This window comes from Amycolatopsis thailandensis (genome assembly GCF_002234405.1).
Taxonomy (GTDB): domain Bacteria; phylum Actinomycetota; class Actinomycetes; order Mycobacteriales; family Pseudonocardiaceae; genus Amycolatopsis; species Amycolatopsis thailandensis.
In genome coordinates this window covers 67,498-83,885 of the sequence record NZ_NMQT01000051.1, presented here as the reverse complement: position 1 = coordinate 83,885, position 16,388 = coordinate 67,498, and the positions used below count along the sequence as shown (strand labels likewise).

At 67.5% G+C, this 16,388-nt stretch carries 14 protein-coding genes; 10 read left to right on the top strand and 4 right to left on the bottom strand.

All coding sequences use genetic code 11. The features are described from left to right. Nucleotides 1–377: 377 nt before the first annotated feature. Nucleotides 378–965: a helix-turn-helix transcriptional regulator gene (locus CFP71_RS45530; protein WP_093934459.1), complete on the bottom strand. Its 588-nt coding sequence runs from the start codon at nt 963–965 to the stop codon at nt 378–380. Between the two features lie 1,022 nt (nt 966–1,987). Between CFP71_RS45530 and CFP71_RS14970 the strand changes: the two genes are divergently transcribed. Beyond that, on the top strand, nt 1,988–2,338 hold the full coding sequence (locus tag CFP71_RS14970) for a hypothetical protein (RefSeq protein ID WP_093934458.1): 351 nt from the start codon (nt 1,988–1,990) through the stop codon (nt 2,336–2,338). Between the two features lie 494 nt (nt 2,339–2,832). Here the strand turns inward: CFP71_RS14970 and CFP71_RS14965 are convergent, their stop codons facing one another. Next, the gene (locus CFP71_RS14965; RefSeq protein ID WP_093934457.1) at nt 2,833–3,192 is read right to left on the bottom strand and encodes a hypothetical protein; all 360 of its coding nucleotides are present in this window, start codon (nt 3,190–3,192) and stop codon (nt 2,833–2,835) included. 471 nt (nt 3,193–3,663) lie between these two features. On the opposite strand from CFP71_RS14965, the gene CFP71_RS14960 reads away from it, so the two are divergent. From CFP71_RS14960 to CFP71_RS14920, 9 genes are read left to right on the top strand one after another with little or no spacing between them, the layout of a single operon-like run. Continuing rightward, a complete protein-coding gene (locus CFP71_RS14960) occupies nt 3,664–4,506 on the top strand; it encodes a DMT family protein (protein WP_244199687.1) in 843 nt (280 codons plus the stop codon). Beyond that, nucleotides 4,503–5,471: a polysaccharide deacetylase family protein gene (locus CFP71_RS14955; protein ID WP_093934455.1), complete on the top strand. Its 969-nt coding sequence runs from the start codon at nt 4,503–4,505 to the stop codon at nt 5,469–5,471. Before CFP71_RS14960 ends, CFP71_RS14955 begins: the two co-directional genes overlap by 4 nt. Nucleotides 5,472–5,475: 4 nt before the next feature. Continuing rightward, complete coding sequence (locus CFP71_RS14950) at nt 5,476–6,654, top strand: O-antigen ligase family protein (RefSeq protein WP_244199686.1); 1,179 nt, start codon at nt 5,476–5,478, stop codon at nt 6,652–6,654. Continuing rightward, nucleotides 6,630–7,706: a glycosyltransferase gene (locus CFP71_RS14945; RefSeq protein WP_244199685.1), complete on the top strand. Its 1,077-nt coding sequence runs from the start codon at nt 6,630–6,632 to the stop codon at nt 7,704–7,706. Before CFP71_RS14950 ends, CFP71_RS14945 begins: the two co-directional genes overlap by 25 nt. Continuing rightward, complete coding sequence (locus CFP71_RS14940; RefSeq protein WP_244199684.1) at nt 7,703–8,590, top strand: YveK family protein; 888 nt, start codon at nt 7,703–7,705, stop codon at nt 8,588–8,590. The genes CFP71_RS14945 and CFP71_RS14940 overlap by 4 nt, the downstream gene beginning before the upstream one ends. Continuing rightward, on the top strand, nt 8,587–9,843 hold the full coding sequence (locus CFP71_RS14935; RefSeq protein WP_093934453.1) for a glycosyltransferase 87 family protein: 1,257 nt from the start codon (nt 8,587–8,589) through the stop codon (nt 9,841–9,843). Before CFP71_RS14940 ends, CFP71_RS14935 begins: the two co-directional genes overlap by 4 nt. Then, nucleotides 9,840–11,273, top strand: a complete 1,434-nt coding sequence (locus CFP71_RS14930) for an oligosaccharide flippase family protein (RefSeq protein ID WP_093934452.1) — start codon at nt 9,840–9,842, stop codon at nt 11,271–11,273. The genes CFP71_RS14935 and CFP71_RS14930 overlap by 4 nt, the downstream gene beginning before the upstream one ends. Further along, nucleotides 11,270–12,379, top strand: a complete 1,110-nt coding sequence (locus tag CFP71_RS14925; RefSeq protein ID WP_093934451.1) for a glycosyltransferase — start codon at nt 11,270–11,272, stop codon at nt 12,377–12,379. The genes CFP71_RS14930 and CFP71_RS14925 overlap by 4 nt, the downstream gene beginning before the upstream one ends. Continuing rightward, entirely contained in the window at nt 12,376–13,491 is a 1,116-nt protein-coding gene (locus CFP71_RS14920; protein ID WP_093934450.1) for a glycosyltransferase family 4 protein, read from the top strand. The genes CFP71_RS14925 and CFP71_RS14920 overlap by 4 nt, the downstream gene beginning before the upstream one ends. Here CFP71_RS14920 and CFP71_RS14915 read toward each other — a convergent pair. Then, nucleotides 13,478–14,755, bottom strand: a complete 1,278-nt coding sequence (locus tag CFP71_RS14915) for a putative glycoside hydrolase family 15 protein (RefSeq protein WP_244199683.1) — start codon at nt 14,753–14,755, stop codon at nt 13,478–13,480. The two genes, CFP71_RS14920 and CFP71_RS14915, sit on opposite strands and share 14 nt — an antisense overlap. Then, complete coding sequence (locus CFP71_RS14910; protein WP_244199682.1) at nt 14,752–16,083, bottom strand: sugar transferase; 1,332 nt, start codon at nt 16,081–16,083, stop codon at nt 14,752–14,754. Before CFP71_RS14910 ends, CFP71_RS14915 begins: the two co-directional genes overlap by 4 nt. Between the last annotated feature and the right edge of the window lie 305 nt (nt 16,084–16,388).

Genomic DNA, 16,388 nt, shown 5'->3' with positions numbered 1-16,388 from the left:
CGCATCGCGTAAGGATCAGGATGAGGACGGCCGCGACGACCAACGCCACCAGAATCGCCCAGATCCAGCCATGGTTCTTCCCAGCCCGGCTCCCCACGGCTTCCGTCGCACCAGCACGACGCAGACCATGAGGGCGCTGGGCTCGTGCCCCTGGTGTCCGATCGCGAGGATCGGCATCGCTTGTCGGACGTTGTTCACCTGGATTGGTCACGGAGTCCTACTTTCGCCGAGATCGACCTGCCCGTGTGTACCCCGGGATCGACAGGACTCTTTTGACTTGCCCCGTGCGTGTGTACCTCAGTTTTCGACCGCCCAGGGCAGGGGCTTGGTACTCGACACCAATGGGGGTTTCGCTTCGGCAGTCGCCGATACCAGTTTCAGTCGAGCAAGTTCTGACGAAATCCTTGCATCACCGCATGAGCGCGATCGCTGACTCGAAGCTTGCGAAACATCCGTTGGGCATGCGTCTTGATCGTGTCCTCGGACAGATGCATCTCATTGCCGATCTCTCCGTTGGTCATCCCCAGGCTCATCCGCCGCAGAACTTCGATTTCGCGCCGCGACAAGGGAGGTTGCTCGTCCAGAGCACGCCGTGGCGAGGGCACCGGCGGGGTACCCATCGAGCCATGACCAGCGGCTCGTACCGCTCCCGCCTCCCAGGAGAAGAATCCGTCGGCGCCTGCGAAAATTGCGGCCGCCCCGGACGATGCCCACTCCGGCGAACCGAACACGATGATCCCGGCACTACCGCGGAGTGAGATCTCCCGTACTGTCTCCCAGAGGTCTTCCTCCGGCAGGCGCGCGCTGAGAAGAACCAACGCCGCCGGGGAGCTTTCAAGTTTCGAGAGCAGCTCGAGCGGAGTCGCGGCCTGCTCGACTCGCGCGACCATCGGGGCACCAGCCATAAGTCTGGCCATCCGCTCTCTCGCTTCACGCCGCCCCTCCAGAACGAGGCAGTTCACCATCACGTCCTCCCCACGAGTCGAAGTCCGTTCACAGCTTTATGTCGGTCCGCTCGCTATGGAGCGCCGGAGAACCACCAGACTCACCGACGGATGCTTGTCCCGCAAGTAGATCGGACCGAACAAGGATTCACGCGATAGAAACCGCCGATCCTGTCAGTAGTCCGACCAGGTGAAACCGTCAAAGGTCATATCCTGCGGCCGAGGTACCCATGGGGTGGCGAGCCTTCATGGCGAGATCTCATAAACCCACCACATCGAAAAGACCGTTGGAAGCGCACGCACTGAAGCATCCGTTAAGTCCGCCGACCGGTGACGCCCTGGTCGATCATGGATCACGTCTGCCGCGCACCCGCCAGGAAACAACAGCCGATACCTGACAAACCGAAGGCACCCGCGGTCCACCATGGCCACCCGACTTCGGCAGCCATGACGATGAACACCTGAACACCTGCGGCGATGAAGAACAGAAGTGCCGAACAGATCCAGACAGCTTGACTCGGACTCAGCCGAAGTACCCTTGACGACATGCCACCTCGCTTCCGCCTGCGGCTACATCGCATCAAGCCCAGGTATAGTTACACTTCGACGCGGGTGGCAACCTGAGGCGTGAACAAAGAAACCCGAGGGCTCTCAAACTCGCCCCCGCGGAAACATGTCAGGCCATAACGGTCGAATCGACGTCTCGATCCATCGAGCAGGCTCGCGCGACGGTCCCTGAGCAACTGGACAGCCCTGAATAAGCCGATGGATTTGGTACGCGCTGATCGCCGAGTCCGATCCAGCGGAGCAGGCACAGCGCGCCGTCCTGTCCCGGAGCACATTTCTCATGATGGCCGTCGTAGCACACAGGACACGAGCCCCGTTCGGGTCATACAGCTGCCGGTCAGCGGCCCACGGTACCCACCCGATAGGGGAAGATATCGGCAAGCGGGATGTCTTGACAGTAGATTCGCATTTCGCGGGACAAACAAGATTCACCGCCGTCCCGAGTATCCGACGCATTCGCCAATCGAGGAGAACTCATGCTCAAGAGGATCGGCATCGTCGCGGCCGCCATCGCAGCCGGCGCGTTACTGGGCGGCGGCGTCGCCTCCGCTGACACGCCGGACGGGCACCACCACGATTCGGATCACTTCGGTCAGGTGGGACTGGTCAATCTCAACAATCTCGACCTCCTGCACAACGTCAACGCGACCCTGGGCCTGTGCGGCAACGCCGTCAACGTGCTCGGAGTCCAGGTGCCTGTCAACAACTCGCTCAACGGTATCGGCATCCCGATCCTGTCGCCGGGCCAGAACCAGGCGAGTGGCCAGTCTCCCCAGAACTGTGCGGCAGGCGGTATCGTCAGCGGTGGATCGATCCAAGACAACTGATTCTGGCCAGAACGCGAAATAGTTCACACTTGGTCTTCGCGTTAAGGCATCAACTTGTCTTCGTCATGTCGCGGGCGTGGGTGAGATCGGCTCTGAAGCCGAGGCCTCAAGCCGGTCTCACCCGCCCTTCATCGAGCACTTGTACCTCGGAGATTCCTGTCGATCTGGCAGGAAGCAATCCGCCGGGTGTGCGATACCGAAAGACTCCAGGGCCTCTCAGGCTCCGAGCGTGGGCCGACTTGCCGACCAGGACGCGAGTGATGCGCGCTCCGCGCACGTGTCCCGTCTCATCGTCCCGATTCCCGTTGCCGTACCCGGCCTGATCGAGGCGACTTACCGACCGAGAAGAGCAACCGCCCGGTCCGACGGAAAACCAGTGACGTGCCCGGTGCGGCGCCGCTCTTTCGCGGCACACACCGGGCACGTCACGTGGATGCTGGTCGCCGATTGCCGACCGTACGCTTGGTTCCCGACCATCCGGCGGGAACCGAGACTCAGTTGTTCTGCGACGTACCGCCGTCGAGCACGCCACCGGAGGCGCAGTTGTACGGCGAGTTGCCTTCGGCCTCGTGCGCACCCGGCGAAAGCACCGGCACACCGATCCCGTTCAGCGACTGACGGATCGGGACCTGCACACCCAGGACGTTCACGTCGTTGCCGCACAGGCCCAGCGTGCCGTTCACGTTGTGCAGCGCGTCGATGTTGTTCAGGTTGACCAGCCCGACCTGTCCACTGATGTCGTGGCCGTGGTGGTCGTGACCTTCGTCGGCCGGGGTGCCGGCGGACGCGATCCCGCCGGTCAGGAACGCACCGGCCGCCATCGCGGCGGTGACGAAGCCGATCTTCTTCAGCATTTGATACTCCTCGATTGACGATATTTCACACGGATACCCAGAGTTTGGTCACGGGCCGCGGCGCAAAAGCTACAGAAGGCCTGAGCGTATTTCCATCGGGTGCCATCATCGGGTGGTGTCAAACCTGCCCTGACCGACCTTTTTGTAGCTCGAAAGAGTCAACGCGTGGCCAAGGCACCGTCTGTCGATGCCTCGCACTACCCGTCCTTCGGCTTGTTTTCCGCTGTCCACGGGAAGATCTGAGCGGAAGTGCCGATGCGGCGTGACGCTCCGTGCTCACTGGCGCCGTGCGCGATGACGAGACGAACACTTCCGGACCACAAATGCCGACGCGATAAAGTTTCTTACGGTCACAAAAGTGCCGTCACAGTCCTTCGAACGTGACTACATCGCTGTCGTCCTACTCTTCCGGCGAACCAGTGTGACGCGGCCGAATCCCGGCTTGGTCCGACATGGGGTGAGGAGCCGTTCGTGGTCGCTTACGGAACGCTTGCCTGTTCCGCCGTGCTTTATGCGATGGGGATAGTCGCGCAAAGCGTCGCAGCCCAGCGGGCGGGACGTCGGCACGGTGCGGGTCTCGGTCTGCTCGCCAGGTTGGTGACAGACTGGCTTTTCCTGCTGGGATTCGCCGGTCAGGCAGGGGGTTTCGCACTCGCGTTCTTCGCTCGTGAGTCATTGCCTCTCTATCTGGTGCAGGCCGCGTCGTCGTCGGCGATCGGACTGGCCACTGTCTTCGGTGTCCTTGTCCTGAGATGGCGGATACGGGTTGTCGAAGGGTGGATGCTGGCTTTGATGGCCAGTGGCCTGATCGCTCTCGCCGGATCGTCGGCGGTTTCGGTCTCCACGGACTTGTCACCCGCCACCCTTGTTTCCTTGACAGGTGTACTGCTGATAGTCGCGGTCGCGATGATCCGGGTAGGCCGTACGGAGACGTTCTTTCTTCCCGCCATCCTTTCCGGGGTCGCGTTCGCGGTGGTGGCGATCACCAGCCGGGTGTTGGCGCACCTGAACCTCGCTTCGCTGCCGGGAAACCCGCTGACCTGGCTGATGGTGATCGCCGCCGTACTCGGCCAGGCTTGCATGGCCGTCGCGCTGCAACGCGGCTTGGCCACGGCGGTCGTGGCGACGGCGGACGCCACGACGATCGTGCTGGCCTCCGTCGCGGGTCTGACCGTTCTGGACGATCGCGTGGCCGGCGGAAGCGGGCCGTGGGTCGCGTTCGGGCTGACCGCTGTCGTGATCGGGGTGCTGGTGCTCGGCGCTCAAGCCCGCGCCACGTCGACGACGCCCCCGGTGGCGGAGGCGGCCGTATGAGCGCGCGGCCTCTCGGGAGTGTCTCGATCGATCTCGACAACCTGTGGGCCTACCTCAAGACCCACGGTGATTCCGAGTGGCGCCGTCATCCGAGCTTCCTGCCGTCGGCCGTACCGCGTCTCCTCGAGATCTTCGGCGAGCATGGCCTGACGACCACTGTGTTCGTGGTCGGCACCGACGTCGTACGTGAAGACGGTGCCAAAGCGGTCAACGAGATCGCCGCGGCGGGCCACGAAATCGCCAACCATTCCTTCGGCCACGAGCCCTGGTTGCATCGCTACCCACGCGATCGCCTCGAAGAGGAACTGCGCCTCACCGACGAGGCGGTCGTCACGGCCGGTGCACCGCACCCCCTCGGCTTCCGCGGCCCCGGTTTCAGCATGTCCCACGATCTCGTCGAGGTCCTGTGCGAACGGGGGTACACCTACGACGCCAGCACACTGCCGACCTGGGTAGGACCGCTGGCACGCGCCTACCACAACCGGACCGCGCCGCGCGCGGACAACCATGGGCGGGACGAGCTGTTCGGCGGATTCGCACGCGTACTGGCACCGGTGCACCCCTACCACTGGACGACACCCGGCGGCAGCCGCCTCGTGGAGCTGCCGGTGACGACGATGCCTTTGCTGCGCACCCCGATCCACGGCTCCTACCTGCTCCAGCTCTATGGGATGTCTCCGAAGCTTGCCCGCGCCTACTTTCGGACAGCTCTCAAGCTTTGTCTCGCCCGCGGCGTCGCGCCGTCCCTGTTGCTGCACCCCACCGACGTCCTCGGCGGCACCGAGGCGCCGGGCATGGAGTTCTTCCCTGGCATGGCCACGCCAGGTGAGCGGAAAGTCGCTTGGCTGGCATGGGTTCTGCGAACTATGCGTGAGCATTTCGACATCGTGGGGACCGGGGAGTATGTTCGCCGAACCGAAATCCGGCGCCTCCGTCCCTCCACCAGGCTGGCGGCGGGCGGGTAAGGAAGTGCTCCGGACACTCGCCTACGCCACCGTGGCGCTGGCACCGGTCGAAGGTTATCTGACTGACATACAAGGACACCTCGGCAAAGTCGCGCCGTCGCTGCTGATCGTCGCGTGGCTGGCGACCCTGTTCCGGGAGCGGCGGGCTCCTCGTTGGACCCTTCTGCACGCGGTACTGGCGTTGCTCGCCGTGGTGGTGGCGACCTCCGCGGCTGTTCACTCGCCGGGTACCTTCACGGCGGCCTACACTCTGCGCTGGTTGCCCTTCCTCGTGCTCGCCGCGGTACTCGCGGACGTCGCCGGCCACGAGATGTCGATTCGAGGGCTGCTGGTCGCCATGTCTGTCGGCGCCGTGCTGGCCGGGGTCGGCGCACTGTGCGGCCTGCTCCTCGACGGACACTCACGCGCCAGCGGCCCGCAACCGGATCCGAACGACCTCGCCTACTTCCTCGTCGCGGCGATTCCCCCGCTCTTCATCGTCCGCCGAGAGACCTGGAAGTGGCGGGGCGCGGTCTTCGCCGCCGGAGGCGTGTTGGTGACGGCCGCGCTCGCGACCTTCTCCCGGGGTGGCGCGCTCGGCCTGCTCGTGGCGGCCGCGTGGCTCTCCCTGCGCCGTGTCCTGCCCTGGCGTGTGTTCGCCGGGGCCGCTATGGCCGTCGTCGTGCTGTGCTCGGGAGCACTGCTCTTCGCCGGGCCGCAGCTCACGCGCGCGATTCAGGAGAAGAGCTTCATCGCCGCGTCCAATGTGGACACTCGCGAACTGCGCTGGGAGGCCGCGGCCAGGATGGTGGCCGCCGACCCGGTGCTGGGCGTGGGCCCCGGCGGATTCCGGGAAGCCTACGCCGCCGCGTCGCACAACGCGGAGATCGATGAGCAGACCCCGGTGGCGCACAACATGTATTTCGAAGTCGCCGCCGAACTGGGCCTGCCAGGTCTCACGCTGTTCATCGCGATGATCGGCGTCGCCTTCACGACGAGCGAGCGGACCGTCAGGAGCGCGACCCCGGCCGCCCGGACCGAGGCGGTCGTGATCCAGGCATCGCTGGTGGCTGTTCTGGTCATGTCGATGTTCCTGTCCGAGCAGTACTACCTGCCGTTGTGGTCGCTGGTGGCACTCGCCGTCGCGACCGGGTTCCGGGAACACAGTGAAGGGAAGTCATGCCGATGCGTGTCCTGCACGTGATCAGCGAGATGGGCGCGGGCGGGGCTGAAACCCTCGTAGCGGGTATGGCGTCCCACGGCGGCGAGTACGGATGGACGTCCGCGGTCGCCAGTGGCGGTGGCTTCCGCGCCGACGCCCTGGCCGCCGAGGGGGTGGCGACCTTTCCTGTCCCGCTCGCGCTTCGCAGCAGGATGGGGGCATTGCGATCGGCGTGGACCTTGCGCGGCGCGGTATCCCGGTTTCGCCCCGATGTCGTGCTGGCGCACAATGTCGGCGCGAGCCTGATCGCCAGGCTCGCTCTCGTCCCGGGACGGCGGCGGCCGTTGGTGACCGTCTTCCACGGCGTCGCCGACAGTGATCTCCCCATGGCCGCGCGGATTCTGGAGCGAACGTCCGATCTCCTCCTCGCCGTGTCACCCGCTTCAGCGGCCCAGCTGACCGAGGCAGGTCTGAGCGAGCCTGTCGTGATCCGGAACGCCGTGTTCGCACGGCGTGCGGCGTTCGGCCGACGGGAGATCCGTGCTTCGCTCGGTGTCCCGGACGGAACTCCTGTCGCGCTGTGCCTCGCCCGGCTGGAGCCACAGAAGCGTCACGACGTACTGCTGGACGCCTGGTCCCGCCTCTCGGCCGACGCGGTGCTTTGGCTGGCCGGGGACGGAAGCCTGCGCGAGGAACTCGAGTCCCGCGGCGACAACCTGGCCGGCCGGGTCCGGTTCCTCGGTACCCGCAAGGACATTCCCGACCTGATCGAAGCCGCCGACCTCACGGTGCTCACCAGCGACTGGGAGGGCCTGCCGCTGGCCGTGCTGGAATCGATGGCCGCCGCGCGACCGGTGATCGCGACGGATGTCGGGGGCGTCGGCGACTTGCTGTCCGGTGGCGGCGGCTTGCTCGTCCCGCCCGGCGACCCGGGCGCCGTCGCGGACGCTTTGGCGACCCTGCTGCACGACCCGGTCGCGCGGGCCTCCGTCGGAGCCGATGGCCTTCGGACCATCCGGCACGAATACGACCCGCACACGCTGATGAAGGCCTACGACGAAGTGCTCGGTCTCGCTCTGGAGGGCAAGCGGTGAACACCTTTTTGGCCAAGCTTCCGCGTACCGCGGTCTTCGGTGTCGTCGCGGGCCTGCTGGCCGGCTCCCTGGTGTTGTTGCTGGGATTGTCGCGCGGCGAGCAGTTCCAAGGGCGGGTGAGCCTGCTGGCCGAGCCGGTCGGGCAGACGGAGGGCTCGCCGGCGAACTACGGCGAAGTCGTCACCTTGACCCTGCCCGCACTGGTCGAACTCGCCCGCAGTCCGTCGGTGCTGTTGGCCGCCGCTCCGATCTCCGGGTTCGCGCCGGAAGAACTCCGGGAGCGGGTCACGGTGGAACTGGTGCCCGCGTCCGGCTTGGCGCGTCTCTCGGTGCGCGCACCGTCAGCGGACCGGGCGCGCACCACGGCATCGGCCCTGGGCCAGGCGATGATCGACGCGAATCTGCTGGGAACAGCCGGACGGCTACGGACCTTGGACCCGCGCCCCGACGTGGTGACGACAGCCCCGGACACCCCCTTGGTGTCAGGGCTGGCCCTGATCGCCGCCGTGGCCGCCGGCCTCGCGACGATCGCCATCCGCCGGTTGAGGCCGTCAGGACCTCGCCACGGAGCAGGAGCTGTGCGCCGTGCGCTGGCTTCCGCCGGAATCCACCGTACGGTGACCGTCCTGCGGAGCGAGGATCCGTCGGTCGCCGATCGGCTGGCCGTCCTCGGCCTGGCGGCGGGCGAGCCACCGCGTGTGCTCCCGGCGGGCCCCGAGTTCACCGAACCGGCCGCCAAGCTGGCGGCCACGCTCCCGTCGGATGCTCCGGCAGGCGGCTCCTCGGTGGTGATCGTGGCCGGACGGCATCGGTACGACGAACTCGTCGCGACGGCGAGTGTGCTTCCTCCCGACGCCGTGTTGCTCGCGGTGGTCCTGGCATGAGCGCGAGGCACCGTGTCGCACTGCTGCTCGCGGTCTTTGCCGGCTCGCTTGGTGCGTGGCACGCGCTGAAGCCGTCGTGGCAAGCACCGGCCGACCCCGCCGAAGTGCGGTTGCAGGACTTCCGTGACGCACTGTACTTCCCGATCAAGGAGTTCCTCGGCGGTGGCAATCCCTACGATCCCGCCGCCATGTTCGCGCACTGGCCGGTACGCCAGGACTTCAACCTCTACCAGCCTTACCATCTCCTTCTTCACTCACCGTTCGCGCTACCCGGTTACCGGGTGGGCGCGGTGGCCTTCGCGGTGTTGTCGCTGCTGCTGCTGATCGCGCTCGCGATCCTGGCCGCGCACGCGGTCCGGCGGGTCGTGCCCGTTTCCCTCACCGTCACCACCGCGGTGGTCGCGGCACTGCTGGTCATCAGTCAGGTCGGCAAGGCTCAGCTGTACGTCGGCCAGGTCAACCCGCTGATCGCGCTCGGCGCGGCGGGGGCTCTGCTGGCGCGGCGGGACCGGCCGGGATGGGCGGCGGCGGCACTCGCTCTCGCCTGGCTCAAACCACAGTACGGTTTCCCGCTGGCGGTCCTGCTGTTCGCGCGGGGCTCGCGGCGGGTGGCGCTGACGGGGACCGCTGTCGCGGCCATGGCGAGCCTGCCGATCGTGGTGCTGCTGGTGCTCCGGACCGGGGGGATCGGTGCCTTTCTCGACGTCGTGGTCGCGAACCTCACCCACGCCCGGTCCACCGGTTACGGAGCGGTGGATTCTTTTACTTCTCAACGCATCGACATCGCGGCCGTGTTCTTCCGCGTCACCGGCTGGGCTCCGCCCGGCATCGAGCCGGCGGCGCTGGCAGGCGTACTGGTCACGACCGTGCGGCTGTTGCGACGGCTGGACCAGCCGGCGGCGGAGCCGATGGCCGACCTGCTCACCTGTCTGGCCGTGGTGACCTGTGTCGTACATCAGCCAGGAGACGTGCTGATCGCGGTGCCCGCGATGGCCGCGGTGACCGTGTCGTGGTGGCACTACCGGACCGGTGCCGGTTGGAGAACGGCCGCCTTCGCGGTCGCGGCCTTGGCGGTGCCGTTCCTCCATCTGTACACGGTGGACTCGACGGTGATGTCGCTGTTCGGCTCACGAACGGCTGTCACGATCGACGGGGCCGCCGTGGTCCTCGCGTGGATCTTGGCCGTCGCGGCGGCTCTCCGGTCGACCGGGACGCGAGCCGCGCCGCGACTCACCGCCCTGAGCGTCCGATGAGCGATCTGGGAACGAAAGCGGTCCGGGGCTCGCTGTGGCTCGGCATGGTCAACCTGATCAGCAAGAGCAGTCAGATGCTGGTGACACTCGTCCTGGCGGCTCTGCTGACCGAGGGACAACTGGGTGTCGTGGCGTTGGCGGTGTCTCTGGTCAACCTCGGCCAGGTGGTGCAGTCGATCGGTGTCTACGACGTGATCGGCCGTACCGAACGGGATCCGCGCCGGCTGGCGGGCACCGTGCTGACCCTGAGTGTGGGCGTGGGGCTGGTACTGGCCCTCGTCCTCGCCGCCACCGCGGATCCGATCACTGCGGTACTGGGTGTTCCGGACGCCGCCGGACTGGTCCGGCTGGCCGCGGTGAGCCTGCCCTTCTCCGCCGCCGGTGGTGTCCAGATGGGCCTGCTGCATCGCAAGCTGGACTTCCGTCGCCGGCTGGTGCCCGACGGCGGCGCCGCGGTCGTGGGCGCGGCCTTGACGGTCGTGCTCGCCATCGCCGGGATCGGTCCGGCTTCCCTGGTGATCGGGCTCGTCTGCACGGCGGTCGCCCAGCCACTTCTCGGCGCGCTCGTGGGCGGTGGTGTCCGGCCGGGCTGGGACCCCGAGGCGGCGACGGAGGTCCTGAGCTGGGCCGCGGTCGTGGGCCCCGCGGCCGTCGTCGGCGCGCTCCTGGTCAACCTCGATTACCTGACCGTCGGGCGACTGCACGGGCCGGACGCGGTCGGTGTCTACTCATTGGCGTATCGGCTGGCATGGGTGCCCTACATCATGGTGGCGGTCGTCCTGGGCGCGGTGGCTTTCCCGGTTTTCACCCGGATACGCAGGGAAGGCGGCTCGCTCGGCGGTGTGGTCACGCGCTTCACCCGCGCGGTCCTGGTTGTCGCTTGCGGGCTGTATCTCATGCTGATCGTGCTTTCCGGCCATGTCGTGGTGCTGGGTGCGCGGTGGGCGGACGCCGCGGGCCCACTGATCCTGTTGGCGGGATATGGGCTGGGGATCTGCCTGTTGCAGATCTGGTACCAGGCGGTGAAGGCGACCGGCCACGCTCGCCGGTACCTGGCGCTCGAAAGCGCGCACTTGGCTCTGCTCGTGGCAGGGTTGGCGCTCTGGGCCCGGCTCGGTATCGAGACGGTGGCCGCGGTCCAACTCGTCACGGCCTGGCTGATGGTCCCGATCACGTGGCGTGTGCTGTCCTCGCTCGACGTGGCACCCCCGGCCCCCGAGCTGGCCAAAATCGCCGCCCGGCTACTGGGTGCCTGTCTGCTCGGCGCGCTGCCCGCCGTGCTCCTGGCCTACGCGGGCTGGCTCGGTCCGGCGGACTCGCCGGTCGGCACGCTCGGCGAAGGAGCGGTGCTGGTCGTGGGTTATGTCGGCGCCACCATGCTCGTTCAGCGCGACGAGCTGGCCGCCTTTCGGCGAGGGAGGGCGCGGTGAAGGTCGTGCACGTCTCGCAGCCGGTGACCGCGGGGGTCGCGGTGATCGTCCTCGATCTCGCGATGGCGCAGCGGGACCAGGGCTGGTCGGTGACCGTGGTCTGCCCACCGTCGGGCTGGCTCGCCGAGCAGGCCCGCCTACAAGGCATCGAGGTGCGGGGCTGGGCCGCGAGCCGCTCCCCCGGCCTCCGGGTGGCCGCGGAAACGCTGAGACTGCGCCGTCTCCTCGCCGGTCTGGAGGCCGACGTGGTGCACCTGCACAGTTCGAAGGCGGGGCTGGCCGGTCGGCTGGCGGTCCGCGGTCGCCTGCCTACCCTGTTCCAGCCGCATCTGTGGTCGTTCGAGACCGTGCGTGGACCGTTGAGACGGGCGTCGGCCGGTTGGGAACGGTTCGCCTGCCGGTGGACCGACCTCGTGGTCTGCGTCAGCGATGACGAACTCGACGTCGGCCGGAGGACGGGTATCTCCGCGGCCGCGGAGGTCGTCTGCAATGGCGTCGACACGGCGCGGTTCGTACCCGGAGACCGGGTCACGGCACGACGGCGGCTCGGGTTGCCCGAGCAGGCTCCGATCGCTGTCTGTCTCGGTAGGCTGGCCGAGCTCAAGGGACAGGATCAGTTGCTCACGGCTTGGCCGGATGTGCTCCGGCGGGTACCGGACGCACGGCTCGTCTTCGCCGGTGACGGTCCGATGGGCGCACTCTGGCGCGAGAGCCATCCGGTGGCGGCGCACGGATCGATCCGGTGGCACGGACATACCGAAGACGCCGCCGCGTTCTACACCGCCGCGGACGTCGTCGTGCTTCCCTCACGCGCCGAGGGGATGGCGCTCGTGCCTTTGGAAGCCATGGCGTGCGCACGGCCGGTGGTCGCGTTCGACGTCGGTGGGATACGCCAGAGTGTCGCCGACGCGGGTGTCGTGCTCCCGGCGGGTGACCTCGCACGGCTCGCGGAGGCGGTGGCCACTCGCCTCGCGGACCCGGAACTGGCGCGACTCGAAGGCGCACGCGGCCGGCATCGTGCCGAACTGTCCTTCGACCGGAGCCGGATGAGCGACCAGGTGACGGCCCTCGTCGACAAACTCAAGTACACGGAGCGAATCCGGTGAACCGTATCGCCTATCTTCTGACCCAGGACCGCGGCGGGCCGGTGGACGTCACCGTGCGTCTCGCTGCCACGCTGCGCGAAGCGGGCCTCGACGTCCGGGTTTTCGGCCCCAGGCCCGCGCGAGGAGCGGACCTGCTCGACGGGGATCACGAGCATCTGCTCGTCGCGAGCAAGCGGAACCTCTTCGCCGCGAGCCAGGCGCGGGCGACGATCCGGAGCTGGCGTCCGGATGTGGTGCACGCTCAGGATCGCCGTGCGGGACTCGTCCTGGCGGGGCTGCGTTCTCCTGCCGCCGACCGTCCGGCTCTGGTCCAGACTTACCACGGCGTTCCGGATGACGTCACCGAGCCGTGGTTTCGTGGCGGAACCGCGGCCCCGGGGCCTTCCGCCTACACCAGGGCGGTCCTGGCGGGTGACTCCGTGGTCGCGAGAATGCTCGATCGCACGGTCGTGCCCGCCGAGGCCATGGAGTGGTTCCTTCGCCGGCGGTTACGCGTCCCGGCGGACCGCCTGACGAGGATCGACAACTGCGTCGAACCCGCCGCGGCGCTTCCGCCGAGGGGACCGGTACGGCACTTGATCTTCGTTGGGGTTCTGGTGGAACGCAAGGGAATCCTGGATCTGCTCGCGGCGTTGTCCTACCCCGGTGTCCTGCCGCCCGCCGCCACGCTGACCGTGGTCGGCGACGGACCACAACGAGCCGTGGCGGAGAGCGCCGCGCAGGTGGCCCCGCTGAACGGAAGAGTCTCGTTTCTGGGCTTCCGTCCGGACGTGCCGTCGCTGATGGCGGCAGCGGACGCACTCGTGGTGCCCTCGACCATGGAGCAGCAACCGCTGGTCGTCGCGGAGGCGATGACGGCGGGAAAACCCGTCGTCGCCACCGATACCGGAGGTGTGGCCGACATGCTCGGCCCCACCGGCCTGGTTCCCCCGGGGGATGTGCCCGCTCTCGCCGACCGCTTGCGCACGCTCTTCGCCGACCCTGATCCCGCTCGGACCGGCACCCTCCTCGCGGAGCGGGCCAGGCAGCGGTTCGCGCCGGACATCTGCGCGCGACGTCATCTCGATCTGTACGCGACTCTCGCGTCAGGACGGCGTGCTACTCCGGCTTGACCATCACCACCGCGTCGGCGGCCGCCAGCTCGATGGACGTCACCGGCGTCGAGGAGGAGGGTGAGGCCGGCACCGAGGATTTCGGAGGCCGTGGTGCCGGGCTGCCCGCCGCCACAAGCCCCGCGGGAGGTGTCACGGTCTGGGTGGCCGAGGTGGGGTTCACCGCCACCCACCCTCTGGTGAACGTCCGGGTCCACACCCCGTTCGGTTGACGGCCGGCGGCGTCGACCGCCTCGCCCAGATCGCTGCCCTGCAGGGCGGACCATTCGGGGTCGCGATAATCGTCGGTGGTGGCAGGGGTCCAGCACGTCCGCGGGCCCGCCAGCAACGCCGCACTGGCGTAGCCCGCCCGATCCTCCTGCGCGGACCGGGTACGGGTGACGAGCAGCAACATCGACTCGCCGAGTGCCGCCTGTGCCCGGAGCTCCTGGAATTCGTTGCCCCGGAAGGTGAGCAGGCCGCCGGTACCACCGTTCTCCCGGAAGCCGAAATTCTCCTCCATGGCGCCACCGAACCGGGAATGGGCCGTCCACCTGCCGGGCTGCAGATGGGTCTCCGACACGTTCGGCACGAACAGCTTGCCCGCCTTCTGCGCCGCTTCACCGATCAGCGAGAGAAACGCGTCCAGGCCGTCGCGCAGCTTCCGATCGGTCTCGGCCTCGGACGCGGTGCCGGCGAGGACCGCCGCCGAGTAGTGGCTCAGTGAGTTGAAGTCGTTGTCGGCCAGGATCCCGTCCCAGCCCTCCCTGGTCACCTCGGCCACGACCGCGGAAGTCCAAGCCTGCTGATAAGTCTTGTCCCACACAGTCATCTGCCAGTGTTTCGGATAACCCTTCCACTCGATGCGCCGGCCCTGGACGTCGGTGGCGAACCACTCGGGATGTCCCCGCTGCGCGGCGACGTAACCGATCCCGCTGGGCAGGAACTTGGCGTCCTCGCCACCGTCCACCGCGCCCGGGTAGTTGCGAGTGCTGGACAGATCCTTGTACACCAGGATCTTCAGCCGGGGATTCAGCTCGCGCAGCGTCCGCATCGCCGAGGTCTGATCGGCGTTGAGCACCACTACGGCGTAGCGCTGCGCGGCGACCTTGAGCTCGTGCGTCGTCGGCGGTTGCCCGATGCCGTACCACCAGGCGCACGGCGCCAGCGGTCTCGGTGGCGGCGCCGGCACCTGGACGGCGGAACTGGCCACGCATCCCGCGACCAGGGCCAGGACGACACATCCGGCGGTGAGCCGGATCGCGAACGTGCGAGCGGATGTCAACGCTGCCTTCGGCAAAACAGTTCTCCCACCGTGAGTATGACGATCTTGACATCGAGCCAGAGCGACCAATTGGCGATGTAGTAGTTGTCGTAGCGGGCTCGGTCCGCGATCGAGGTATCACCGCGGAGGCCGTGGACCTGCGCGAGGCCGGTCAGCCCGGTCGGGACCCGGTGCCGGTTCCGGTAGAAATCGTGGACAGCGGAAAACTCCTCGACGAAAACCGGGCGCTCCGGGCGTGGACCGACCAGGGTCATGTCCCCGCGTACGACGTTCCACAGCTGGGGCAATTCGTCCAAAGAGGATCTTCGCAGGAACCGGCCCACCGGGCCGACCCGGCGATCACCGGCCACCGACCATCGCGTCGCCGAATCGTCGGCCGCGTCCTGGCGGACGCTGCGGAGCTTGTAGAGGACGAAGGTTCTTCCATCCACCCCTACGCGTACTTGCCGGAAGATCACCGGAAGCCCGCTCTCCAGCAAGACCGCCGCCGCGCACAGCGCGATGACCGGAGCCAGGACGACGAGCGTGACGGCGGCCAGCGTGGTTTCGATCACCCGCTTGATCAGCCAGCTCGGCCGGCGAGTGGGTGACCCGGCCAGGCGTATCAGCGGATAACTTCGAAGCCGGTCGACCCCGCCCCGGTCCGGGCACAGCGCGAACAGCCTCGGCAGGACCAAGGTGAGACACCCCAGCCGATGTGCCGTGATCGCCGCGTCGACGACGGAACTGTCCCTCTCGTCCGCGTGTGCCAGTACCACCGTGCCCGCACCGTGACGGACGATGGCCTCGGCCAAGCCGTCACGGACGATCTCGACCGGCAACCGGGAAGTCTCGCTGTCAGCGCCGGAGGAGACGAACCCGACCGGGAGGAGACCGAATTCCGGATGGCGCAACATGGTGCGGATCAAGTCGCCTCCGCTGGCACCCGCGCCCACCACGATGGCGCGATCACAGCGGCGGAATCGTCTGCGTCCCCATCGCCCGAAAGCGAACACCCACGCACGCCCGCATTCGCTCAGCACGGCGAAGCCGATCACCAGGTACTGGATCGAGGTCAGTCCCGATCGCGATGGAGCTGACGCGATCAGGAGACAGCTGATCATCACGAACGCGATCCCCGACGCGGCGACCGAGCGCGGCAGGTCCTGCAGCCAGGACAACCACAGCCGTCGTCGATGGACCCGGCCGGCGACACGGGCGCCTGCCAGGGCGACTCCGGCCTCGATCGTCTCGAGCGAGGTGGTCCCGGCCAGCTGTGCCGCGGCCAGCAAAGCCACGATGTCGACCACGACGAGCAACACCACGACGGCGTTGACCCTCGTGAGCAACGGACGTTTCCGTGTCGTGGGGGCAAGCCTGTGATATCGCCGGGTTCGAGGTACCTCGGAGCGCGGCGGAGTCCTCAGCTCGGTCACCGTCCGCGCCCCTGCCCGTCTCCAGCGAAGGAACCGGCGGCCCGGCCGTTCGGCATCGATTTCGTCATCACGATTTTTTCCACCTTCGCCACAAACCAGCCGATCGGACCAAGAACACTTCGTTCCGCCGCGTTTTCCCGGGCTGGACACAAGGCGGCCCCGATCGGACGAACACCGTGAATCCACCTATCAGGGGATACCGATGAACACGTTGTGTT